The organism is Streptomyces sp. NBC_01477 (genome assembly GCF_036227245.1).
In the GTDB taxonomy this organism is placed as follows: domain Bacteria; phylum Actinomycetota; class Actinomycetes; order Streptomycetales; family Streptomycetaceae; genus Actinacidiphila.
On sequence record NZ_CP109445.1, the window covers coordinates 6,044,511 to 6,067,390 of the forward strand.

Sequence of the window (22,880 nt, forward strand, 5' to 3'; positions counted from 1 at the left end):
GCAACCGGGTCGTTGGCACTTGCTCACAGTGTCCCCCTCAGCCTTTCCCCTGGTGTGCCACCGCCGCCGGACCCCGGTCCGGCGCCATTGCGCAGCCGCCGCCGGCCCCGCCCGTACCGGCTACGACGGTCGTACCGTACGCGACGGTTGCGCGTCGCGTGGGAACGTGCCGGGACGTCCGCGCCCACCCCGGATCACCGCCTGTCCTGCGGCGGGCGCTGCGCACCGGTCTCGGCCACCGCCTGCTGGTAGCGCTGCACGGTCCGCTCGGCCGCGGCCAGGTCGCAGGGCGCGCTCCACAGCAGCCGCCGCGCCTGGTCGTAGCGCTCGATCAGCAGCGGATCCTCGGCCATGCCGAGCCTGGCCACCTTCGCGCGGTAGGCGTCCAGCCGGCCGCGCAGCTCGGCCCGCACCGCCAGGGGCGCGGTCACCGCCGTCAGCGACTCCCTGGCCCGCAGCAGCTCCTCGTCGGCGCGCTCCTCCAGGCTGTCCAGCAGCGGCGAGAGCCGGTGCCATTGCGCGGACCTGGTGAACTGCTCGGCCGCCGCCAGCTGTTCGTGCAGCGCGGACGCCGGGCCGCTGACGGCGGGCACGTCGGAGGCGAGGATCTTCGACAGCACCTCCATCCGGGCGCTGCGCGCCTCGGTCAGGGTGCGGTCCGCGCGGGACAGCACGTCGCGCAGCCGCCCGAGCCGGTGCTCGGCGTCGTCCCTGACGTGCAGCACCGCCTCGACCTCGCGGCGGATGTCGTCCAGTCGCCGCCCGGCCTGCTCGTAGCGCGCGGTGTCGGGGCGGCCGGGGGCGGGTCCGGCCCGCCAGAAGGCCAGCGGGTCGGACACGCTCTGGGCGCGCAGTTCGGTCAGCTCCGCGATGAGCGACTCCAGGTCGTCGCCCGAGGGGTGCGCCCCGGGGCGCACCCCCACCGAGTGCGCGAGCGAGCGCACCCGCTGGGTCTCGGCGGCCAGCAGGTCTATCCGGGCCGGCAGCGCCGACCATACGGAGTCGGCCGCGGCGACGGTCTCCATCGCCTGGTCGTACCACGCGTTCATCCGGGCGAGCAGCCGGTCCAGGCTGAGCTGTTCCGTCAGCCTGGCCGGTCCGGTCAGCGAGCGGGCGGCGTCCGGCACGGCGGCGCCGGTCACGCTGATGCCGTCGCCGCTCAGCAGTTCGGTCAGCCGCCGCAGCTCGGTCTGGGTGGGCCAGCGGCGGCGCGAGCGCAGCTCCCGGGCGGAGTTCAGGGCGTCGGTGTACGCCTCGAAGTGCGTCCACAGCGCGGTGATCGCCGCGTCGGTCTCGGCCCACCGCTCCTTGGTGACGCCGGTCAGCTCCGCACCCTCCAGCAGCCGCCGACCCGAGTGGTCCTGGAGCGAGAGCAGCGAGGACTCGATCGCCTCGTGCTCGGTGGCGAGCCGCGCCAGGGCACGGTCGACGTCCTCCCGTCCCATCACCGGCCCCGATGGTCCAGCGACCGCCATGACGCCCTCTCTTCCCACCTGCCCGGGACCTATTTGTACAACGGCGCGGGCGGCTTGATGCCCGGCAGATCCTGCGCCAGCCAGTGGTTGTACGACGCCGTCCACGAACCGTCGGCGCGATAGGTGTTGAGTACCTGGTTGACCCGCCGCACCAGGTCGGTGTCGGCCAGGTTCATGGCCACACCGTACGGCTCCTCGGTGACGGTCCTGCCCACCAGGTGCACGGTCGGGTCCTGGGCGGCCTGTCCGGCGCCGAGGGCGTTGTCGGTGAAGACCGCGTCGGCGAGGCCGAGTTGCAGCTGCACCAGGCAGTCCAGCTGATTGGCGACCCGCATCACCGTGGCGCCGTGGGCGCCCGCCTTGAGCTTGTCGTCACCCGTCGAACCGGTCGCGGTGCAGACGGTCTTGTTCCTGAGGGAGTCGTTGAAGCCGGTGATCGAGGAATTGTCCGAGGTCAGGATCTGCTGTCCGGCGGTGAAGTAGGCCGTGGAGAAGGCGACGTCCTTGATCCGTTCGCAGTTGATGGTCATCGTGCGGACCACCATGTCGACCGTGCCCTTCTGGATCGCGCTGATCCGGTCGACGGTCGGCACCGTCAGGTACTGCACGGCGTTCTCGTCGCCCAGGATGTCCTTGGCGATCGCCTTGACGATGTCGATGTCGAAACCGGCGAAGTCGCCGGTGGCCGGGTCGCGGAAGCCCCACAGGAAGCTGTTCTGGTCCACGCCGACCCGCAGCTTGCCCCGCGCCTTGATCCGGGCCACCGCGGCGCCCGAGGTGCTGCCCAGCGCCGGGTTGAGGCTGCGCTCCGGCCGGCTGCACGTCCCGGTGTCCTGCGTGGCCGCGTAGTGCGCCCTGGTCACCTGTCCGGGGTCCGCCGCGGCCACGGAGGCCGGGTCGTCCCGCAGCGGCACGAGGGCGCCGAGGACGGCCAGCGCGCAGGCCACCGCCATGCCCGCGACTCCGCCCCAGCCACGCCGGTATCCGCTCACCGTCCGTCTCCCTCCCGCTCGCGCCGCGCCCCTGCGCGATGTCGCGCGCATCCCGGTCACCGGTATTCCGACAGCCGGCGGCCGATGCCCAGCGCCGCGCCCGCCGCGGCCAGCACCGCGAGCACCGCCGCGCCGGCCGGCAGCAGCGACAGGGCGTCGCGGCCGTTGTCCGCGGCGTGCTGGAATTCCTTCTGCTCCTGCACGACCGCCTGCTGGAGGCTCTTGTCGACCGCGTCGAAGCAGGAACCGGTCGTCTGGTCCACCGTCTTGCCGCTGCTGTCCTTGCCGCCGATGACCGCGGCGACGGCCGTGGTGTAGTCGCCGCTGTTGTCGCTGGCCCGCTCCGCGGTGTGCCGGGCCCGCCAGGTCTGCACGCCCTTGACGGCCGCGTCGACCGGGTCGCGGCCCGCCGAGTCGTCGGCCAATTGCAGCGCCTGCGCCAGTTCGCCGCCGACGCCCTTGGGGTCCTTGCCCGCGAGCAGCTCCATGCCGTTGCCGAACTTGTCCTCGTAGTCCTGGCCGGAACCGCGGGCCACCAGCGTCAGGTTCTCGTCGCCGCGGGCCTGGAGCACGCTGATCCGCGCGTTGTTGAGCACCTGCATGGAGCGGGCGCCGTGCGCGTAGGAGTGTTCGAGCTGGTTGCGCGCCAGGGTGTGGCCGGCCACCAGCCACAGCAGCACCACCGCGGACGCGGCGCTGGCGGCGAGCATGCCGTGGTTGAACACCCGGTTGGTATGCCGGTAGTGGCGGCGCTGCGCCCACAGCAGGGCGCCCAGCGCGACCACACCCAGTCCCCAGGAGACGTACGGCAGCGCCTTGGCGTGGCTGTAGTCGTGGCCGAGGCGGTCGGTCTCGATCTGGTAGAGCTGGTCGGCCGCCGACAGCAGACCGCCGTCCTTGCGCATCTGGCTGTTGGCGTACCGCAGGTACGCGCCGCCGACCGGCAGGCCCTGCCGGTTGTTGTTCTGCGCGGACGTGACCAGCTCGATGTACTGCGGCAGCTGCCGGTTGAGCGAGGCTATCTGGGCGCGGGCCTGCGGGGAGCCCTCGCTGTTGGCCGCGGCTTCGGCGATCAGCCGGGCGGCGGTGGTGATGTCGTTCTCGTAGCGCTGCGAGACCTTCGCCGGCTGCTGGCCGCCGACCAGGAAGCCGCCGGTGACGGTGGCGTCGGCGTCGGCGAGCGAGCGGTAGATCTCGGCGGCGGTCGCGCTGAGCGGCGCGCTGTGCTTGACGACGTTGTCCGCCGCGGCCGAACGGTCGGTGACCTGCCACGCGGTGACCGCCCCGAAGGCCACCACCAGCAGCGCGAGCGTGGCGCCGATGATCCGCAGCCGGCCCGGTTCCGTGGTGGCCGAGCCCCGCAGCCGGGCGGCGGACTCCGACCAGGCGCGCCGCCCGCCGGGGCCGGGAGGGCCGGACGGCGGTGCGGGCGCGGTGCCGCGCGGCGCGGGCACTCCCGCGCCCCCGCGCACGTCAGGGACCGCGCTCCCCGTCGGCGTGTGCGTCACATACCCTCCCCCGAGTCCGACTTGCCGCTTGTGCGGAAGTCACCCTGTCAGGCAGCAGTATGGCCGCAGCCGACGCCATACCTCCAGCGATCATGTGAAGTGACCGCTCACTACCCGCCCCCGACTGACCACACGCACCACGTACGGGTTCGGTTCCCGGTGCCGCCGCGGGGATCGCTCCCGGCGGCGGCACACGGGTGACGCACCGCGTTGCCCGGCCCGCCGCCGGGCCGTCCCGGCCGGTCCCGAACGGCCCGGCGACACAAGGGGCGGCGCCGCGGCAGCCGGCGGCGGGCGCTCAGCCGTAGTGCGCCCGCAGTCTGGCGTGCGCCTGCGGCGGTGCGGCCAGCTGGTCGAGGCCCAGCAGGGCCGCGCCCAGCACCGGCGGCGCGGTCACCACCTTGGTCCGCGCCTTGGGCGCGCGGGCGGTGAGCCGTTCCGTCAGGGTGTCCATCAGGTACGGGTTGCGGGCCGTCATCACCCCGCCGCCGAGCACCACATCGGCCTCCTCGTCGAGCAGTTCGAGGCGGCCGAGCGCCACCACGGCCAGGGCCGCGATCTCCTCGGCCTGCCGGGCGAGGATCGTCCTGGCCACCGGGTCACCGGCGTCCGAGGTCGCGAAGAGCACCGGCGTCAGCTCGTACTTCCGCTCGGCCGGCAGCGTCTCCAGGTGCAGCGCCTCGATCAGCGCGTACATCGAGCCGAGCCCGAAGTGCGCCGGCAGCGTACGGGCCAGGGCGGTGGGCCCGCCACGGCCGTCCTCGGCCCTGGCGGCATACCACAGCGCCTCGTCGGCCAGCCCCGAACCGCCGCCCCAGTCCCCGGAGATCTTGCCTATCGCCGGGAATCTGGCGGTGCGTCCGTCCGGCAGCATGCCGACGCAGTTGATGCCCGCGCCGCACACCACCGCCACGCCCCGCGGCTCGTCGACACCGGCCCGCAGGATCGCGAAGGTGTCGTTGGCGACCCGGGTGGTGTGCGCCCAGCCGCGGCCGTGGATGGCCACCTCCAGGCGCTGCTCCTCGACGGGCAGGTCCGCGTTGGCCAGACACGCCGAGGTGTACGCGGCCAGCGGTCTGCGGTCGTCGGGGCCGCCCTGCCGCACGTCGAGCCCCGCGTCCTCCGCCGCCCGTGCGACGATCTCGGCCACCGCCGCCACGGCGGGGCCGACACCGACCACCGGCGGCTGGAAGCCGCCGCCGCGGGCGGCGCCGAGCACCCGTCCGTTGGCGGCGACGAGCGCCACGTCGGTCTTGCTGTTGCCCGCGTCGATGGCGAGCACGCCACCGGGGACGAGCGGCGGCTGGGGGAGCCTCCCCTGCCGAGGGCCCGGGGGGTTGGTCAGGCCCACGCGAAGTGCTCCCGGTTGTGCGCGATGAGACGGTCGGTCAGCTGCTCGGCCAGGTCGTACTGCCCGATCAGCGGATGGGCGAGCAGCGCGGTGAAGACCCGGTCCCTGCCGCCGCGCAGCGCGGCGTCGAGTGCCAGGTCCTCGTAGGCCGTCACATTCGCGATCAGCCCGGCGTAGAGCGGCTCGACCGGCGGCACCGGCAGCGGCTCGGCGCCGTCGCCATTGACCACGGCAGGCACCTCGATGACCGCGTCGTCCGGCAGGAAGGGCAGGGTGCCGTTGTTGTACGCGTTGACGACCTGTACGTCGCCTGCCGCGGGAATGTGCGACGCCCGCAGCAGCGACGAGGCGAGCGCCACCGCCGCCTCCGAGTAGAAGGCGCCGCCGCGCTTGGCCAGCAGCGCCGGCTTCTCGTCCAGCGCCGGGTCGCCGTACATCTCCAGCAGTTCCTTCTCCATCGCGGCGACCTGCGAGGCCCGTGAGGGACTGGTCCGCAGCTCGCGCACCACCTCGTCGTGCGCGTAGTAGTAGCGCAGGTAGTACGACGGGACCACGCCGAGCCGGTCGAGGACCGGGCGCGGCAGGTGCAGGTCCGCGGCAATGGCGTCGCCGTGCTCGGCGAGCAGCTTGGGCAGCACGTCCTCGCCGTCGGGCCCGCCGATCCGCACCCCCCGCTCCCAGGTCAGGTGGTTGAGCCCGACGTGGTCCAGGTGCACCTGCTCGGGCGCCACGCCGAGCTTCTCGGCGAAGCGGCGCTGGAAGCCGATGGCCACATTGCACAGCCCGACACTCTTGTGCCCGGCCTGGAGCAGCGCCCGGGTGACGATGCCCACCGGATTGGTGAAGTCGATGATCCAGGCGTCCGGCGCGGCGCGCCTGACCCGCTCGGCGATGTCCAGCACCACCGGCACCGTACGCATCGCCTTCGCGAGCCCGCCGGCGCCGGTGGTCTCCTGGCCGATGCAGCCGCATTCCAGCGGCCAGGTCTCGTCCTCGTTGCGCGCGGCCTGTCCGCCGACCCGCAGCTGGAGCAGCACCGCGTCCGCGCCCGCCACCCCCGCCTCCAGGTCGGAGGTGGTGACGATCCGGCCGGGGTGGCCCTGCTTGGCGAAGATCCGCCGGGCCAGCCCGCCGACCAGTTCGAGCCGGTGCGCGTCCGGGTCGATCAGCGCCAGCTCCTCGACGGGCAGGCTGTCGCGCAGCCGCGCGAACCCGTCGATCAGCTCCGGGGTGTACGTGGACCCGCCGCCCACGACTGCCAGTTTCATCCCTTGACTCCCGTCAGGGTCACGCCTTCGATGAAGGCCTTTTGCGCGAAGAAGAAGACCACGATCACCGGCGCCATCACGAGGACGGTCGCGGCCATCGTCAGGTTCCAGTTGGTGTGATGGGCCCCCTTGAAGGACTCCAGGCCGTAACTCAGTGTCCAGGCCGCCGGATTGGAACTGGCATAGATCTGCGGGCCGAAGTAGTCGTTCCAGCAGTAGAAGAACTGGAAGAGCGCGACCGCGGCGATGGCCGGCCGGATCATCGGGACGATCACGGTGACCAGGGTGCGCAGTTCGCCGCAGCCGTCCACCCGGGCCGCCTCGGTGTACTCCTTCGGAATGGTCAGCAGGAACTGGCGCAGCAGGAAGATGGTGAAGGCGTCGCCGAAGGCCATCGGGATGATCAGCGGCCACAAGGTGCCGTCCATACCGAGCTGCTTGGTCCAGAACAGGTACATCGGGATGATGACCACCTGTGGCGGCAGCATCATCGTGGAGATGACCAGCACCATGATCAGGTTACGTCCGCGGAAGTGGAATTTGGCCAGCGCGTACGCCACCGGCAGCGAGGACACCACGGTCAGCACGGTGCCGGACACCGCGTAGACCAGGGTGTTGCGCCACCAGGTGAGGAAGCCCGGGGTGTCCCACACGGTGCGGAAGTTGGACCACTGCCAGGTGTGCGGCCACAGATCCCTGGTGAGGGCCTGGTTGTCGCTCATCACCGCGGTGAGGAAGACGAAGACGAACGGCAGCACGAAGAAGGCGGCGGCGGCCAGGCCGAGCGAGTGCACGGCGATCCAGTGCAGCCGCGCCTTGCGGCGGGCGGTGCGCCGGGCGCGCGGGTCGGCGGGACGGCCGGGCGCGGGTGCGGCCGGGGCGGTCAGTGTTGCTTGGGTCATGGGTCAGTCCTCCGCCGACAGGAAGCCGTTGCGCCGCCGCATGAGCAGTGCGGTGAAGGCCATCGCCAGCACGAAGAGCACCAGGGCGATGACGCACGCGGAGCCGTAGTCGAAGCGCTGGAAGCCGCGTTCGTAGACCAGCTGCGGCAGGGTCAGGGTCGACTTGTCCGGGTAGCCGGGCTCGAACTGCTGGCCCGAGTTGCCGATGATCCCGGAGGCGACCTTTCCCGCCACCAGCGGCTGCGTGTAGTACTGCATGGTCTGGATCACCCCGGTGACCACCGCGAACATCACGATCGGCGAGATGTTCGGCAGCGTCACGTACCGGAACCGCGCCCATGCGCCGGCGCCGTCCAGTTCGGCGGCCTCGTACTGCTCCTTGGGCACGTCGAGCAGCGCGGCCATGAAGATGACCATCAGGTCGCCGATGCCCCACACCGCCAGGATGGTCAGCGCGGGCTTGGACCAGTGCGGGTCGGTGAACCAGCCGGGCGTGGCGATGCCGATGTCGCCCAGGATGTGGTTGACCGGCCCGGTGCCCGGGTTGAGCAGGAAGACGAAGGCCATGGTCGCGGCGACCGGCGGGGCCAGATAGGGCAGGTAGAAGGCGGTGCGGAAGAAGCCGGCGCCGGTCTTGATCTTGGTGATCAGCAGGCCCACGCCGAGGCCGAAGACGACCCGCAGCGTGACCATCACCAGCACCAGCCACAGCGTGTTGCGCAGCGCAGGCCAGAACAGCGGGTAGTCCTTGAAGACGTAGGACCAGTTCTTCGTACCGGTCCAGGTCGGCGGATTCACCCCGTTGTAGTGCATGAACGAGAAGTAGACGGTGGACAGCAGCGGGTAGGCGAAGAAGACGCCGAAGCCGATGATCCAGGGCGACAGGAAGGCGAGGTTGCGCAGCGCCGCCTTGCGGCGCCTGGCCCTCAGCAGGGGGTGGACGGTGGCGCTCATCACTTGGCCTGCGCGATGTCCTTGTCGACCTGCGTGTCGACGCCCTGCAGTCCTGCGGTCAGATCCTTGGACTTGCCCGACTCGTAGGCGTAGCCGAAGTCCTGCAGCGTCACCTGGTAGGCGCCGCCGTTGACGCTCGGCGGGGTGGTGGTGCTGTTCGGGTTCTGCGCGATGTCGATGAAGGTCTTGAAGCCCGGGTCCTGGTCGAGCTCGGGCGACTTGAGCGCGGCCAGCGTGGACGGCACATTGTGGATCGCGTTGGCGAAGGAGACGACCGCGTCGGTGTCGGTGGTCATGAACTTCACCAGCTCCCAGGCGGCGTTCTTCTTGGTGCTGGTGTTGGCGATGCCGATGATCGTTCCGGTGGTGTAGCCCTTGCCGTAGCTGCTCGCCTGGTCGTCGGGCACCGGGAAGGGCGCCACGGCGAGGTCGTTCATCCCGGCGTCCTTGGCCATGCCGAGCCGCCACTCGCCGTCGATGCCCATCGCGACCTGGCCGGTCTGCAGCGGGTTCTTGGCGCCGAACTCGTCACCGAAGCCGGAGCGGTACTTCTCCAGCTTGGTGAAGCCGCCGAGCGCCTTGACCATGTCCTGCTGCCAGTCGAACATCTTGGCGAAGCCGGGGTCCTTGGCGATCTGCGACTTGCCCGCGCCGTCGAAGTACTGCACGCCCCACTGGGCCGCGAAGTGGCCGGGGGTGGACTCGTAGCCGTGGAAGTCGGGCATGAAGCCGAGCTGCGAGTAGCTGCCGCCCGAGGACTTGGTGAGCTTGACCGCGTCCTGCTTGAACTCGCTGAGCGTCTTCGGCGGTGCGGTGATGCCGGCCGCGGCGAATTCCTTCGTGTTGTAGTACAGCCCGTACGCGTCGCCCAGCAGCGGCAGCGAACAGCGCTTGCCCTCGAACTGGGTGTATTCGAGCATCGGCTTGGGGAAGGTCGCGGCCGGGTCGATGTTCGACTTCTGCAGGAAGGGCGCGAGGTCGGCGAAGGTGCCGGAGGAGCAGAACTGGCCGACGTTGTCGGTGGTGAAGGAGGACACGACGTCGGGGGCCTTGTCGCCGCCGGCCCGCAGCGACTGGTTGATCTTGTCGTCGGTGATGTTGCCCTGCACCTTGACGTGGATGTTGGGGTGCGCCTTCTCGAATCGGGCGACGTTGTCGTTGATCGCCTTCAGCTCGTTCGGCGCGGACCAGCCGTGCCAGAAGGTGACGGTGACGTCCTTGCTGGCGTCGTCGCTCGCCGAGGTGGTGCTCTGGCCGGTGCACGCGCTCGCGAGCAGGGTTATCGCGGCGCTCGCCGCCACGGCGGCTGCTGCCTTCGTCATACGGGACACTGCTCTTTACCTCCGGGTTTACGAGGGTGGGCGAGGGTGTGCGGTGCCGTCGGGACGGCGGGTGGGGTGCCGTTCCGCTGGGCGGTTCGCTTGGGGGTGACGGGGTGACGGGGTGACGGGTCGGGTGACGCCTGCGGGCGGTGCGGTCAGCGCGAGGTGTCGAACACCTCGTCGCGGGTGGTGGCGAGCGCGCTTTCCAGCGCACCGCTCAGGACGGGGTGCATCTCCACGGTGCCGAGCACCAGCCGGGGCCGGGGCACGGCCAGTTCGGCCAGCTCCGACTGGATGAGGGCACGCAGCGGTTCGCCGCCCGCGATGGCGACGTTCCCGGCCAGGACGATCAGTTCCGGGTCGAGCACGGCCACCACGGAGGCCAGGCCCACCGCCATGCCGGTGGCGCAGCGGGCGAGCAGTTCCGCGTAGGGGCCGGCGCCGTCCTGGCCGCCGTCCCGCTGGAAGGCCGCGGCCTTGTCCAGCACCATGGCGGCGGCGTCCGGGAGGGGGGCGTCGGGGATGTCGAGGCCCAGTTCCCGCGCGTGCCGCAGGACGGCGTTGCAGCCGGCCAGCTCCTGGAAGCCGCCGTTGTTGGTCTTCGTGACGTTGCGGACCAGCGGGGTGCCGGGCACCGGCAGGAAGCCGACCTCGCCGGCGCCGCCGGTCCAGCCGCGGTGCAGCCGGCCGCCTATCATCAGCGCGGCGCCGATGCCCTCCTCGTTCCACAGCAGGACGAAGTCGTCGTGGCCGCGGGCCGCGCCGATCCGCTGCTCGGCGACCGCGGCGAGGTTGACGTCGTTGTCGTACTCCAGCGGCATCGGCAGGGCCGCCGCCAGTTCGTCGAGCAGCGCGGGGGAGTGCCAGCCGGGCAGGTGGCTGGCGTAGCGCAGCCGTCCGGTGCTGGGGTCGAAGGCGCCGGGTGTGCCGATGACCCCGCGGTGCAGGTCGGAGCGGCTGAGCCCGGCGGCCTTCACCGCGCCGTCCAGGGCCTGTACGACCTGCTCGACGGCGCTTCCGGCCCGGCGGTGCGGGGTGGGCAGCCGGAAGGAGCCGACGGTGCGCCCGGTGATGTCGGCGACCGCGGCCCTGATGCGCTCGGTGGTCACGTCGAGGCCCGCGACGTGGGCGGCGGCCGGGTTGACCGAGTAGAGCTGGGCGTTCGGCCCGGGGCGGCCCGCGGTGGTGCCGGTGGCCAGCACCAGCCCGGCCGCCTCAAGACGGGCCAGCAGTTGCGAGGCGGTGGGCTTGGACAGGCCGGTGAGCTTGCCGATCCGGGTCCGGGACAGGGTGCCGTGTTCCAGCAGGAGGTCGAGCGCGGCGCGGTCGTTCATGGCGCGCAATACGCGCGGCGTACCAGGTGTGCCAGCCATGCGCGCCATCCTCCCTCAGTTCACTGTTAGGAAACTTTCCTATTGGCAAAACGAAAGGTAGGCCCGCCATAAGGGGACCGTCAAGGGGTGCACAAGGCCGTGCGGCCAAGTCGTTATCTACCCGTGGGGGGCCGTCCGCAGACGGCCCCCCACGGGGAAGCGGCGATACGCGCCGGGCTCAGTGCTCGCCGGCGGCCGGCGGCGGTACGGACACGGAGCGCTGCGCGGGCGGCGGGCCGTTCTCCTCGGCGCCGTCGGCGACCGGCGCGCCCTCGGCGGCCTCCGCCGCCGGATCGGTCACCGTCGCCGCGGGGCCGCCGCCGGCGATCACGATGCCCTCCCGGTCGAAGGCCCGCTTGATCCGCCAGCGCAGCTCACGCCCGACCGGCGCCGCCTTCCCCGGCATCGTCCTGGCCTGCACCTGGAGCACCACGAAGTCCGAGCCGACCGATTCCAGGCCGAGCATCTGCACCGGCTCCCACAGGAACTCGTCCCACGGGTCTTCCTTGCCCATCTCGTCCGCGGCCTCCACGATCACCGCACGCGCCCGGTCCATGTCCTCGCCGATGCCCACCTGGACGTCCACCACCGCCGTCGCCCAGCCCTGGCTCAGATTGCCGATCCGCTTGACCTCGCCGTTGCGCACGTACCAGATCTCGCCGTTGTCGCCGCGCAGCTTGGTCACCCGCAGGCCCACCTCCACGACCGTGCCCGAGGCCACGCCCGCGTCGATGACGTCGCCGACGCCGTACTGGTCCTCAAGGATCATGAAGACGCCGGACAGGAAGTCCGTCACCAGGTTGCGGGCGCCGAAGCCGATCGCGACCCCGGCCACCCCGGCGCTGGCCAGCAGCGGCGCCAGGTCGATCCGCAGCACCGACAGGACGGTCAGCGCCGCCGTGCCCAGGATGAGGAAGGACGCCACACTCCGCAGTACCGAGCCGATCGCCTCGCTGCGCTGCTTGCGCCGCTCCGCGTTGACCAGCAGCCCGCCGAGCGCGGTGGCGGCCGCGGCCTCCGCGCCCCGGTTCATCCGGTCGATCAGCCGGCTGATGGTGCGCCGCACCACGGTCCGCAGCACGATCGCGATCACCAGGATGAGCACGATCTGAAGTCCGGCGTTCAGCCAGTCGGCCCAGTTGTCGTCCACCCAGCTGCCCGCCTGGGAGGCGGTGTGGGACACGCTGTCGAGCGGTGCGTCGGCGGGGGGCGTCGCGGTGGACACGGGCGGAAACCTCCGGAGTGAACGAAGCCTCCACAGTAACGAAGGACCGATGCTGTTCCGTTGCCCGGTTCGAGGGGCGGAACTCCGCCGGGTGGGGGAGAAAAGGGAAGAGGCGCCTGATGGAGGAGCAGCAGTGTGGTCCAAAACACGCTCGGTCCGTTACCCGGGCATGGTGGCGCGGCGCCCCGCCTTCCGGAGAGACTGAAGACAGATCGTCCCGGCGCGAGCCACGCGCCGCCGGCGTTAAAGGAGGCATCCGTGCCGCATGTCCTGGTCCTGAACGCGTCGTACGAGCCGCTCGGCGTCGTACCGCTCCGCCGCGCGCTCATCCTCGTGCTCAACAACAAGGCCGTATGCCTCGAGGAATCCGGCGCCTATCTGCACAGCGAGACGCAGGCGCTGCCCGCGCCCAGTGTCGTGAAACTCACCAAATTCGTCCGCGTCCCTTTTCGCGGCACCGTTCCGCTGACCCGCAGGGCGCTCTTCGCCCGGGACGGCGGCAGGTGCGCCTACTGCGGGGCCGCCGCCACCAGCGTCGACCATGTCATCCCGCGCAGCCGAGGCGGCCAGCACGCCTGGGAAAACGTGGTCGCGGCCTGCAGACGCTGCAATCACGTCAAAGCCGACCGCCATGTCGCGGAGCTGGGCTGGCGGCTGCGCCACCAACCCGCGCCGCCCTCGGGACTCGCCTGGCGGATCATCGGGACCGGCCACCGGGACCCGCGCTGGCTGCCATATCTGCAACCTTTCGGCGCGGATGACGCCCTGGCCCGGATCGACGGCATATCGGCCTGAGACCCGGGCCTTCGTGCGTCTCGGGGTGCCCCGCCCGCTCGTCGGCGCGGGTCACCCCGTGACCGCGTACGCCTCGATGCCGTAGAGCGAGTAGCCGTACGCGGTCGCCCGGCGCACTCCCTGCACCCGGACGTAGGCGGTGTCGCCCGCGCCGTCCAGCCACACCGCCTCGCGCCCGCCGCCGCCGTCCGCCACGGTGGCCGCGGTGTGCCAGGTCACCCCATCGGCCGAGGTCTGCACCTCGTACCGCGCCGCGTAGGCGTCCTGCCAGTGCAGCACCACCTCGCCGACCCGGGCGGGGGCCGCGAGCCGCACCTGCACCCAGGCCGCGTCGTCCACCGGGGAGGACCAGCGGGTCGCCGGGTCGCCGTCGGCCACCGCCGCGGCCGGGAAGTCCGCGGTCTCGTCGCCCGAGGAGGAGGCCGTACCGCCGGGCACCAGATCGGGTCCACCGGTCGGCAGGTGCGCCCTGACCGTGACCTGGCGCTCCACGGTCCGGCCCGCGACCGTGAAACGCACCGGCACGGTGTAGGTCCCGGGCGCGGTGCCGGCCGGCACCGACACGGTCAGCGGCACCCGTACGGTGCCGCCGCGGCGCAGCGGGAGCGCCGCCGGTGCCCGTACGGCGACCGGGGCGGCGCCCGGCTGCGCGGCCGGTACCGACGTCGCCACCGCCAGGTCCCGGGGCAGCCCGGACGCCACCGACGCCGTCACCTTCACCGCGGGGCCGCCCGCCGCCACGTCCACCTCGGGCGCGTCCAGCGTCACCCGGGGCGCGTCGGCGAACCAGGGCACCACCTCGCACACCCCGCGCCCGTCTGCCAGCCGTACGGCGTCCACCAGCGCTCCGACGTGCAGCTCCGTCCAGTCGCCGCCCAGCACGCCGACCTGCCGCCAGCCGCCGGCCGCGGTGTGCGCCTCGACCGGGACGGGCGCACCCGAGGGCGGCCGGCCCGCGGGGGCCGCCGACGCCACGTCCAGGGCGGCGACGCTGAGCGTGTCCAACTGCCGGGCGCCGCCGAAGTCCACGGTCAGCGGGCCACTGCCGGCCGACGTCGACAGGTCGCCGTCCACCGCAGCCGACGCCCGGTCGGGGCCGGCCGCGGACATGGTGACGGCGCCGCTCACTGCGACGGCGAACTCCCGTACGGTCACCGCGCCCGGCTGGCCCTCGACGGCCCGCAGCCGCACCCGGCGGATCTTCGTGCCGGCGGGGAGCCGCGCCTCGATCACCGGCCGGTCGTGGTATTCACCGATACGCCGCCAGCCGCTGCCGTCGTCCGCCGCCACTTCGAGCACCGCGGCATGCAGGAAGTCGTCGGAGCCGCTGCCGTCGCCCATCGCGACCCGTACCGAGGTGACCTCCTTCGCCGTGCCCAGGTCCACGCCGAAGGCGTCGTCGGGCTTCGGCGGCGCGTCGCTCGACCAGGCGGTGGAGTCCTTGCCGTCGACCATGGCCGCGGGGTCGGTGCCGCGGCCCGACGCCATCGACGTGGTCGCCGTACGGCCGTCCGCGCCGAGCCCCGCCCACGCGTCGGCGTCGTCCAGCGCGCCGGTCAGGAAGTCGTCGAGCACAGGGCCGCCGACCGTCGCCGTGCCGTCGGCGAGCGCCGTACGGTCGCCGTCCAGCGCCTGGCGGGCCCGCCAGGCCGCGGCCCCGTCGCCGCGGGCCTGCGCCGACAGCAGGTCCACCGCCCGCTCACCCGCGGCGCCGTACAGCGACAGCCGGTCCAGCCACGGCCGCACCTCGTCGCCGAAACCGCCGCCCGCCAGAGCGTCGAGGTGGCCGGGCGCTGTGCGCATCACCGTGAAGGCCGCCCGCAGCTGCTTTCCGGCCGCCGCGAGCTGCTGCCCGCCACCAGGCAGCGCGGCACGGAAGGCGGCGATCAGCGGGCGCAGATACGCCGACTCCTCGCCGCCGAGCGCCGACGACGACTCGTTTCCCGCCAGCGCACGCAGCGCGGCCCTGGTCGGCCCGTCAGGACCCGCCAGGTCGTCGATCGCGGCCCGCCAGGACGCCTGCGGGTCGTAGCCGCGCGGATTCCAGGCGAAGTCCGCGGCGGTGAACAGCGCGATTCGCGACGCGGCGGGCTGCTGCATCGCGCTCGCCAGCAGCCCGGCGGACACCGTCGCCACGGCCGGCTGCCGCCCGGTGTAGGGGCCGAGGAAGAGCCGGTCGGCGGCGAAGTCGTTGACCGGGTAGTTGTCCACGGTCAGCAGCGGGTGCCGCAGTGCGGCATTCGCAGCGGCCACCTGGGCGCCGGTGATCCGCTCCGGCACCACGCCGACACCTGTCCACGCCACCGCGACCCGCGGGTCGAGCGCCTTCGCCAGCGCGGTGCGGTAGTCGGTGGCGCCGTCCTGGTAGAACTCGGTCGGCAGCAGCGACAGTTCGGCGGCGCCGCCGTAACGCTTCGCCAGATACACCGCCGCCGCGTTCGTCACCTGCGCCTGCGCCTTTGCCGCGGCCCGCGCGCCCGTGCCGAAGGTGCGGGTGTCAGCGGAGCAGTGCCACTCGCTGTAGCTCACGTCCTGGAACTGGAACTGGAAGGCGCGGATGCCCAGCGCCCACATCGCGTCCAGCTTGCGCTGGAGCGCGTGTTCGTCGGTGGCCGACGAGAAGCACAGGTTCTGGCCGGGGGCCAGCGCCCACGCCAGCGTAACGTGGTCGGCGGCGGCGCGGGCCGCCAGCGCCCGGAAGTCCGCCCGCTGGGCGGCCGGGTAGGGCTCGCGCCACTGCTCCTGGCGGTACGGGTCGTCGCCCGGGGCGTAGAGGAAGCGGTTCTGCTTGGTCCGCGCCATGAAGTCCAGCTGGGCCAGACGCTGGGCCTGCGTCCACGGGACGCCGTAGAAGCTCTCCGCGATGCCGCGGACCGGGGCGGCCGGCCAGTCGCGGATGGTGACGGGCGCGAAGCCGGTGTCCTGGTGGTGGGTGGTCGTCAGCTGACGCAGCGTCTGGGCGGCGTGGAAGAGGCCGTCCGCGCCGGCGCCCTGTAAGGCGACGGTGTCGCCGCTGACGGCGAGGCGGTAGCCGCCGTCGGGGAGGTCGCCGGCCGGCGGGGCGCCGAGGGCCGCGAGGCGGCTGTCGGCGGAGGTGCCGGCGTAGACCGTCAGGCCGGGGGCGGGGCTTGTGCCGGCGTCGGACGGGTTCGCGCGCGTCACGTCGTGGGCGCCCGCGGTGCGGAGGGTCTGCTCGATCACGTCGAGGGCGTACGGGTCGGCCGTCGCGTCGGCGATCAGGGTGACGTGGGGGGTGATGCGGGCGAAGTCGCCCTGGCGGCGGAGGGACTGGGGTTTCGGGTGGACGGTGGGGGTGGTGGCCGTTCGGGGGGCCGGGGTGGAGGGGGCGGTGTCCGCGAAGGTCGTGGGCGTGGGGGGTTGCTGGGCGGAGGCGGGGGTCTGGCTGAGCCAGCTTCCGATGACGGTGGCCGCGAGGGCGACGGCCGAGGTCTTGCGGAGCACGGGGGTCCTCCCTGCGGCTTTGCGCGCGGCGCCGGACGGCGAGCCCATCACTCCTGGGCTCCCTGTGTCAACGGGAGTCCCGTGTTTTCCCACCCGTCCCCGAGGGCTTCGCATGGGGGTGCGCCCATCTCGGGTCGCTCGCCCGTGCAGGTGTTTGGTCGGGTGCGGGTGCGGGTGCGGGTGCGGGTGCCGGTGGTGGGTGGGGTCGGTGCCGCTCCGGGGGTATCTCCTCGGACCGCGCACCCTGGCTCTGTGCGAACGTTCCTGCGGGAGTTGTGCGCAGTCCTGCGGGGACACCCCCGGATCGTCCCCTCCGCCACCATCGGCGTCCGCAGACCCGTGGGCGGTCGAGGCGGGGGGCCGTCCGGGGGCGCCGTCCGCCGCACCCTCCCCGGAGGGCGCCCGATCGACCTGCCCGGGCACGCCGTCGCCCGCGGGCGGCCACCCGGCGACCACCGAGGTTCCGGGAGGGGGCATGCGAGGATGGTCGTCTCACCTGACGAGAAGGAGTGGGCCACCGTGCCTGGTACGAACCTCACGCGCGAGGAGGCGCAGCAGCGGGCCGCTCTGCTGACTGTGGACGGCTATGGGATCGAGCTGGACCTGAGCGGCGCCCAGGAGGGCGGCACGTTCCGGTCGCGGACCACGGTGCGTTTCGACGTCGCCGGGGACGGTGGGGCGAGCTTCATCGACCTGGTGGCGCCCGAGGTGCACGAGGTGGTGCTGAACGGGGTCGCGCTGGACCCGGCCGAGGTGTTCAGGGACTCGCGGATCGCGCTGGACTCGCTGCGCGGCGGGCGCAATGAGCTGCTGGTCGTGGCGGACTGCGCGTACACCAACACCGGTGAGGGCCTCCACCGGTTCGTGGACCCGGTGGACAAGCAGGCGTATCTGTACACGCAGTTCGAGGTGCCGGACGCGCGGCGGGTGTTCGCGAGTTTCGAGCAGCCGGATCTGAAGGGGACGTTCGCCTTCACGGTGAAGGCGCCGCAGGGCTGGACCGTGGTGTCGAACTCGCCGACGCCCGAGCCCTCGGCGGACGGCGTGTGGACGTTCGAGCCGACCCCGCGTATCTCGTCGTACATCACCGCGCTGATCGCCGGTCCCTACACCTCGGTGCACGGCAGCTGGGAGGGCGGCGGGCGCAGTGTGCCGCTGGGTGTCTACTGCCGGCCCTCGCTGGCCGAGCACCTGGACGCGGAGGCGATCTTCGAGGTCACCCGGATGGGCTTCGACTGGTTCCAGGAGAAGTTCGACTACGCGTACCCGTTCGCGAAGTACGACCAGCTCTTCGTGCCGGAGTTCAACGCGGGCGCGATGGAGAACGCCGGTGCGGTGACGATCAGGGACCAGTACGTCTTCCGGTCGAAGGTGACCGACGCGGCGTACGAGACGCGGGCCGAGACGATCCTGCACGAGCTGGCGCACATGTGGTTCGGCGACCTGGTCACCATGGAGTGGTGGAACGACCTGTGGCTGAACGAGTCGTTCGCCACGTACACGTCGATCGCCTGCCAGGCGCACGCCGAGGGCTCGCGCTGGCCGCACTCGTGGACGACGTTCGCCAACTCGATGAAGACCTGGGCCTACCGGCAGGACCAGCTGCCCTCGACGCACCCGATCATGGCGGAGATCAACGACCTGGAGGACGTGCTCGTCAACTTCGACGGGATCACGTACGCCAAGGGCGCCTCGGTGCTCAAGCAGCTGGTCGCGTACGTGGGGATGGACGAGTTCTTCGCCGGTGTGCAGGCGTACTTCAAGCAGCACGCGTGGGGGAACACCCGGCTGGCCGATCTGCTGGGCGCGCTGGAGGAGACCTCGGGCCGCGACCTCAAGGCCTGGTCCAGGGCGTGGCTGGAGACCGCGGGCATCAATGTGCTGCGGCCCGAGATCACGGTGGACGCCGACGGCGCGGTGACCTCCTTCGCGGTCAGGCAGGAGGCGCCCGCGCTGCCCGCGGGGGCCAAGGGCGAGGCGGTGCTGCGGCCGCACCGGATCGCGGTCGGCGCCTACGACCTGCGGGACGGCGTGCTGGTGCGCACCCGGCGGATCGAGCTGGACGTGGAGGGCGAGCTGACCGAGGTGCCCTTCCCCGCCGGCGAGCGCCGCCCCGATGTGGTGCTGCTCAACGACGACGACCTGTCGTACGCCAAGGTGCGGCTCGACGAGGAGTCGCTCGCCGTGGTCCGCGACCATGTGGGCGACTTCACCGAGTCGCTGCCCCGCGCGCTGATCTGGGCGTCGGCCTGGGACATGACGCGGGACGGCGAGCTGGCCGCCCGCGACTATCTGGAGCTGGTGCTGCACGGCATCGCCAAGGAGACCGACATCGGTGTGGTGCAGTCGCTGCACCGCCAGGTGAAGCTGGCCCTCGACCTCTACGCCGACCCGGCGTGGCGGGAGACCGGGCTCGCCCGCTGGACCGGCGCCGCCCAGGAGCACCTGGCGGCGGCAGCCCCCGGCAGCGACCACCAGCTGGCGTGGGCCAGGGCGTTCGCCGTGACCGCCCGCACCCCCGAGCAGCTGGACATCCTCGCCGGTCTGCTGGACGGCACGGTGGAGTACGAGGGCCTGGCCGTCGACACCGAGCTGCGCTGGGCGCTGCTCGGCCGGCTCGCCGCGACCGGCCGCGCGGACGACAAGGCGATCGAGGCGGAACTGGCCCTCGACCCGACGTCGGCGGGCCAGCAGCACGCCGCCGCCGCGAAGGCCGCCCGGCCGACCGAGGCCGCCAAGGCCGAGGTGTGGGCGTCGGTCGTCGAGGCCGACACGCTGCCGAACGCCACGCAGGAGGCCGTCATCGGCGGCTTCGTGCAGACCGACCAGCGCGAGCTGCTCGCGGCGTACAGCGAGCGGTACTTCGCCGCGATCAAGCAGGTGTGGGCCGACCGCACCAACGAGATGGGCCAGCAGATCGTCGTCGGCCTCTTCCCGTCGCTCCAGGTCTCCCAGGCCACGCTGGAGGCCACCGACGCGTGGCTGGCGAGCGCCGACCCCGCGCCGTCGCTGCGCCGGCTGGTCATCGAGGCCCGCGCGGGCGTCGAGCGCGCGCTGCGGGCCCAGGCGGCGGACGCCGCGGCGGGCTGACCGCCCACGGGTCCCGGGCGCCGCGGCCCGGGACCCGTACCGCCGTCCTGCGGCGGAAGTTTTGTATGGGGATGTCCGGAGTGGCGTTCAGCATAGGGATGGTAAATACGGTAAAAATGTGGCCAACCGCTTCCGGCACGTTGGCCACATGTTCACCAGGCACCCCCATCGGCACACAGCGGTTCCTCGGAAGAGTCTCGGGGGGTCCATGACACGGGCCCGTACCGACAGCTCAAGGAGGAATGTGCATGGCCGAGTTGACGCGCCGCAGGGTTCTCGGATCTGCGGCGGGGGTCGTGGGAGGCGCCGCCGCGCTGAGCCTGCTGCCCCCCAGCGTGCAGGCCGCCGTCGCCGCCGGACCGCCGCGGCACGGCTCGCTCCGCGACATCGAACACGTCGTCATGCTGATGCAGGAGAACCGGTCGTTCGACCACTACTTCGGCACGCTGTCCGGCGTGCGCGGCTTCAGCGACCCGCACGCCAAGAAGCTGTCCACCGGCCGCTCGGTCTTCTACCAGCCCGACGCGGTCAACCCCGACGGCTACACGCTGCCCTTCCACCTCGACACCAAGAGCACCAGCGCCCAGGCGATCCCGTCCACCAGCCACGCCTACGCCGTCCAGCACCAGGCCTGGAACAACGGCGCGATGGACCAGTGGCTGCCCGCCCACCGCAAGGCGGACGGCGTCAACGGCCCCTACGTGATGGGCTACTACACCCGCGAGGACATCCCCTTCCAGTTCGCCCTCGCCGAGACCTTCACCATCTGCGACAACTACTTCTGCTCGATGATGGGCCCCACCTGGCCGAACCGGCTGTTCTGGATGACCGGCACGGTCGACCCCGGCGGCACCAAGGGCGGCCCGGTCATCTCCAACGCCGCGCCGACGCCGTACACCTGGACCACCTACGCCGAGCGGCTCCAGGCGGCGGGCGTCGACTGGCGGGTCTACCAGCAGACCGACAACTACGGCACCAACATGCTGTCGCAGTTCCAGCAGTTCCAGGACGCCAAGCCGGGCGACCCGCTGTACGAGCGCGGCATGGCCGCCCAGCCCGAGGGCACCTTCGAGGACGACGCGCGCAACGACCGGCTGCCGGCCGTCTCCTGGATCCTGCCGACCAGCTACCAGTCCGAGCACCCCGCCTACCTGCCGGCCGCGGGCGCGGACTTCGTGGCCTCCAAGCTCGAAGCCATCGCGTCCAACCCCAAGGTGTGGGCGAAGACCGCCTTCATCCTCAACTACGACGAGAACGACGGCCTGTTCGACCACGTCGTGCCGCCGACGCCGAAGGCGGGCACCCCCGACGAATTCGTCCAGGGCCTGCCCATGGGCGGCGGCTTCCGGGTTCCGGCGATCATTGTGTCGCCGTGGACCGTGGGCGGCTGGGTGGCGGGCGAGGCCTTCGACCACACCTCGGTGCTGCAGTTGCTCGAACGCTTCACCGGTGTCGAGGAGCCCAACATCAGCCAGTGGCGCCGCCGTACCTTCGGCGACCTCACCTCGGCCTTCCGCTTCCACGACGAGCGGCGGCGCCCCCCGCGGCTGCCCGACGACACCGCGGCGCAGCTGGCCGAGGCGCAGCTGGAGGTCGCGACCCTGCCCAAGCCGACGCTCCCGGGGGCGGACCAGCCCTTCCCGCACCAGGAGCGCGGCCACCGCCCGCACACGTAGCCGGCCGGCGGGTGCCCCTGCCGTTCAGGCGGTCGTGGCGGTGCGGGGCACCTGCGCGGGTCGCGCGCAGGCGGGCGCGGCGCCGTGCCAGGTGCGGGGCTGCGCCGCAAGGTTCACGGCCTCCGGCGGCAGGACGCGCTCCAGCCGGAGCAGCAGGCCCGCGGCGCTCAGCGCGGTGCCGGTCAGCAGCAGCCAGGGCAGCCGCGCGTCGGCCGCGGCCAGCACGGTGAAGAGCGACGGGGCCAGGACCGAGGCCAGCGACCAGGACAGCTGGTAGGCGGCCATGTAACGGCCGCGCAGCGCCTCGGGCGCCGCCGCGACGGCCAGTGAGCTCGCCGCCGGATTGTGCACGGTCTCGGCGGCCGTGTAGAGGGTGACCAGTCCGAGCAGCAGCCCCGCCGCCGCCCAGCCGGCCTGCGGCCGTACGGTCGCGAGCAGCGCGAGCCCGGCGAAGGCCGCGGCATGGATCACCGCGCCCAGTGCCGCCGCCCGGGTGCGGCGGGCGCCGCGGCGGCGGGTCAGCCGGGCGACATGGACCCCGCCCGCCGCGCACAGCACCGTGTTGACGGTGAAGGCGGCGCCGGTCAGCGACTGGGCGCCGTGCAGCGAGCCCGCGATGAAGAGCGGGAAGAGCACCGGGAGCGCCGAATAGCCCAGGGCGCTGAGGAAGTTGGCGCCGGTCAGGGCGAGGAAGGGGCGGTCGGCGAAGACCACCCGGTAGCCGGCCTTCCCCGGTACGGGCGCCGGCCGCGCGGCCGGGCGCGCGGGCGCCTGCACCCGCCGCATCAGCAGCCATGCGACGCCGAAGCTCGCCGCGTTCAGATAGGCCGCGGCGACGAAACCGCGGTCGCCCGCGAGGGTGACCACCAGTGAGGCGAGCAGTGCCCCGGCGCCGAGCCCCGCATTGCGCAGCGCGCGGGCGGCGGCCTGCAGCCGGTCCCGGTCCGCGCCGGCCGCGACCTCGCCGATCCAGGACTGCTGCACGGCGGGGAAGGCGCGGTCGCCGAAGGCCGTGCCGAGGGCGACGGCGGCGAAGGCGGGCAGCGCCGAGGCGAAGGGGTAGAGCGCGAAGCCGGTGCCGCGCACCCCGTAGAGGACCAGCTGCACCCGCCGGGCGCCGTAGCGGTCCACCGCCGCGCCCGCGAGCGGCAGCGCCGCCATGCCGACCAGCCCGACGGCGGTGAGGACCGCGCCCACCACCGCGAAGGACAGCCCGGTGATGTGGTGGAAGAAGACCAGGCTGAACGGGATGTACATCCCGGAGCCGACCGCGTCCACGGCCATCGCCCCGAGCATGGCCTTCTCGCCGGGCAGGCGGGCGGCGGAAGGGGCGGTGGGGCCGGTGGCCGGCGGTGCGGCGGCGGTACGCGTACGTGACGGCGGCATGTCGGGTCTCCCGCGAGTAGGTCAGCGGTAACTAGCTTAGCGGTAAGTGACTTAATGGCAAGCAAGTTTCTTGCGACTGAGCGGTCCGCGGCCGATACTGG

At 72.5% G+C, this 22,880-nt stretch carries 15 protein-coding genes; 3 read left to right on the forward strand and 12 right to left on the reverse strand.

The genetic code is table 11. The annotated features are described in order from the left end of the window. Positions 1-194: 194 nt before the first annotated feature. The 10 genes from OHA86_RS25655 to OHA86_RS25700 form a co-directional block, all read right to left on the reverse strand. Positions 195-1,475, reverse strand: coding sequence for a hypothetical protein (locus tag OHA86_RS25655; protein ID WP_329178857.1), 1,281 nt, complete (start codon positions 1,473-1,475; stop codon positions 195-197). A 29-nt stretch (positions 1,476-1,504) separates the two neighbouring features. After that, positions 1,505-2,467: a glutamate ABC transporter substrate-binding protein gene (locus OHA86_RS25660; protein WP_329178858.1), complete on the reverse strand. Its 963-nt coding sequence runs from the start codon at positions 2,465-2,467 to the stop codon at positions 1,505-1,507. A gap of 56 nt (positions 2,468-2,523) precedes the next feature. Then, positions 2,524-3,975, reverse strand: coding sequence for a hypothetical protein (locus OHA86_RS25665; RefSeq protein WP_329178860.1), 1,452 nt, complete (start codon positions 3,973-3,975; stop codon positions 2,524-2,526). Between the two features lie 298 nt (positions 3,976-4,273). Beyond that, a complete protein-coding gene (locus OHA86_RS25670) occupies positions 4,274-5,257 on the reverse strand; it encodes an N-acetylglucosamine kinase (RefSeq protein ID WP_329178862.1) in 984 nt (327 codons plus the stop codon). Positions 5,258-5,316: 59 nt separating this feature from the next. Next, positions 5,317-6,594: a 6-phospho-beta-glucosidase gene (locus OHA86_RS25675; protein ID WP_329178864.1), complete on the reverse strand. Its 1,278-nt coding sequence runs from the start codon at positions 6,592-6,594 to the stop codon at positions 5,317-5,319. Continuing rightward, positions 6,591-7,496, reverse strand: coding sequence for a carbohydrate ABC transporter permease (locus tag OHA86_RS25680; RefSeq protein ID WP_329178866.1), 906 nt, complete (start codon positions 7,494-7,496; stop codon positions 6,591-6,593). The genes OHA86_RS25675 and OHA86_RS25680 overlap by 4 nt, the downstream gene beginning before the upstream one ends. 3 nt (positions 7,497-7,499) lie before the next feature. Further along, entirely contained in the window at positions 7,500-8,450 is a 951-nt protein-coding gene (locus tag OHA86_RS25685) for a carbohydrate ABC transporter permease (RefSeq protein WP_329178869.1), read from the reverse strand. Beyond that, positions 8,450-9,772 (reverse strand): extracellular solute-binding protein, encoded by a 1,323-nt coding sequence (locus OHA86_RS25690; RefSeq protein ID WP_329178871.1) that lies wholly within the window; start codon positions 9,770-9,772, stop codon positions 8,450-8,452. The genes OHA86_RS25685 and OHA86_RS25690 overlap by 1 nt, the downstream gene beginning before the upstream one ends. 155 nt (positions 9,773-9,927) lie before the next feature. After that, the gene (locus OHA86_RS25695) at positions 9,928-11,154 is read right to left on the reverse strand and encodes an ROK family transcriptional regulator (RefSeq protein WP_329178873.1); all 1,227 of its coding nucleotides are present in this window, start codon (positions 11,152-11,154) and stop codon (positions 9,928-9,930) included. Between the two features lie 169 nt (positions 11,155-11,323). Then, the gene (locus OHA86_RS25700; protein ID WP_443072019.1) at positions 11,324-12,328 is read right to left on the reverse strand and encodes a mechanosensitive ion channel family protein; all 1,005 of its coding nucleotides are present in this window, start codon (positions 12,326-12,328) and stop codon (positions 11,324-11,326) included. 300 nt (positions 12,329-12,628) lie between these two features. On the opposite strand from OHA86_RS25700, the gene OHA86_RS25705 reads away from it, so the two are divergent. Further along, a complete protein-coding gene (locus OHA86_RS25705; protein WP_329178876.1) occupies positions 12,629-13,165 on the forward strand; it encodes an HNH endonuclease in 537 nt (178 codons plus the stop codon). A gap of 51 nt (positions 13,166-13,216) precedes the next feature. Here OHA86_RS25705 and OHA86_RS25710 read toward each other — a convergent pair whose 3' ends face one another. After that, positions 13,217-16,627: a beta-N-acetylglucosaminidase domain-containing protein gene (locus tag OHA86_RS25710; protein ID WP_329178877.1), complete on the reverse strand. Its 3,411-nt coding sequence runs from the start codon at positions 16,625-16,627 to the stop codon at positions 13,217-13,219. Between the two features lie 519 nt (positions 16,628-17,146). Between OHA86_RS25710 and pepN the strand changes: the two genes are divergently transcribed. After that, positions 17,147-19,717 (forward strand): aminopeptidase N, encoded by a 2,571-nt coding sequence (gene pepN, locus OHA86_RS25715; RefSeq protein ID WP_329182554.1) that lies wholly within the window; start codon positions 17,147-17,149, stop codon positions 19,715-19,717. A gap of 248 nt (positions 19,718-19,965) precedes the next feature. Continuing rightward, on the forward strand, positions 19,966-21,393 hold the full coding sequence (locus OHA86_RS25720; protein WP_329178878.1) for an alkaline phosphatase family protein: 1,428 nt from the start codon (positions 19,966-19,968) through the stop codon (positions 21,391-21,393). Between the two features lie 24 nt (positions 21,394-21,417). Here the strand turns inward: OHA86_RS25720 and OHA86_RS25725 are convergent, their stop codons facing one another. Next, on the reverse strand, positions 21,418-22,779 hold the full coding sequence (locus OHA86_RS25725) for an MFS transporter (RefSeq protein ID WP_329178880.1): 1,362 nt from the start codon (positions 22,777-22,779) through the stop codon (positions 21,418-21,420). Positions 22,780-22,880 lie beyond the last annotated feature (101 nt).

Coding starts and splice junctions, on each gene's coding strand:
- OHA86_RS25655 (WP_329178857.1), bottom strand. CDS start 1,475: ATGGCGGTCGCTGGACCATCGGGGCCGGTGATGGGACGGGAGGACGTC.
- OHA86_RS25675 (WP_329178864.1), bottom strand. CDS start 6,594: ATGAAACTGGCAGTCGTGGGCGGCGGGTCCACGTACACCCCGGAGCTG.
- OHA86_RS25680 (WP_329178866.1), bottom strand. CDS start 7,496: ATGACCCAAGCAACACTGACCGCCCCGGCCGCACCCGCGCCCGGCCGT.
- OHA86_RS25685 (WP_329178869.1), bottom strand. CDS start 8,450: ATGAGCGCCACCGTCCACCCCCTGCTGAGGGCCAGGCGCCGCAAGGCG.
- OHA86_RS25690 (WP_329178871.1), bottom strand. CDS start 9,772: ATGACGAAGGCAGCAGCCGCCGTGGCGGCGAGCGCCGCGATAACCCTG.
- OHA86_RS25695 (WP_329178873.1), bottom strand. CDS start 11,154: ATGGCGCGCATGGCTGGCACACCTGGTACGCCGCGCGTATTGCGCGCC.
- OHA86_RS25720 (WP_329178878.1), top strand. CDS start 19,966: ATGGCCGAGTTGACGCGCCGCAGGGTTCTCGGATCTGCGGCGGGGGTC.
- OHA86_RS25725 (WP_329178880.1), bottom strand. CDS start 22,779: ATGCCGCCGTCACGTACGCGTACCGCCGCCGCACCGCCGGCCACCGGC.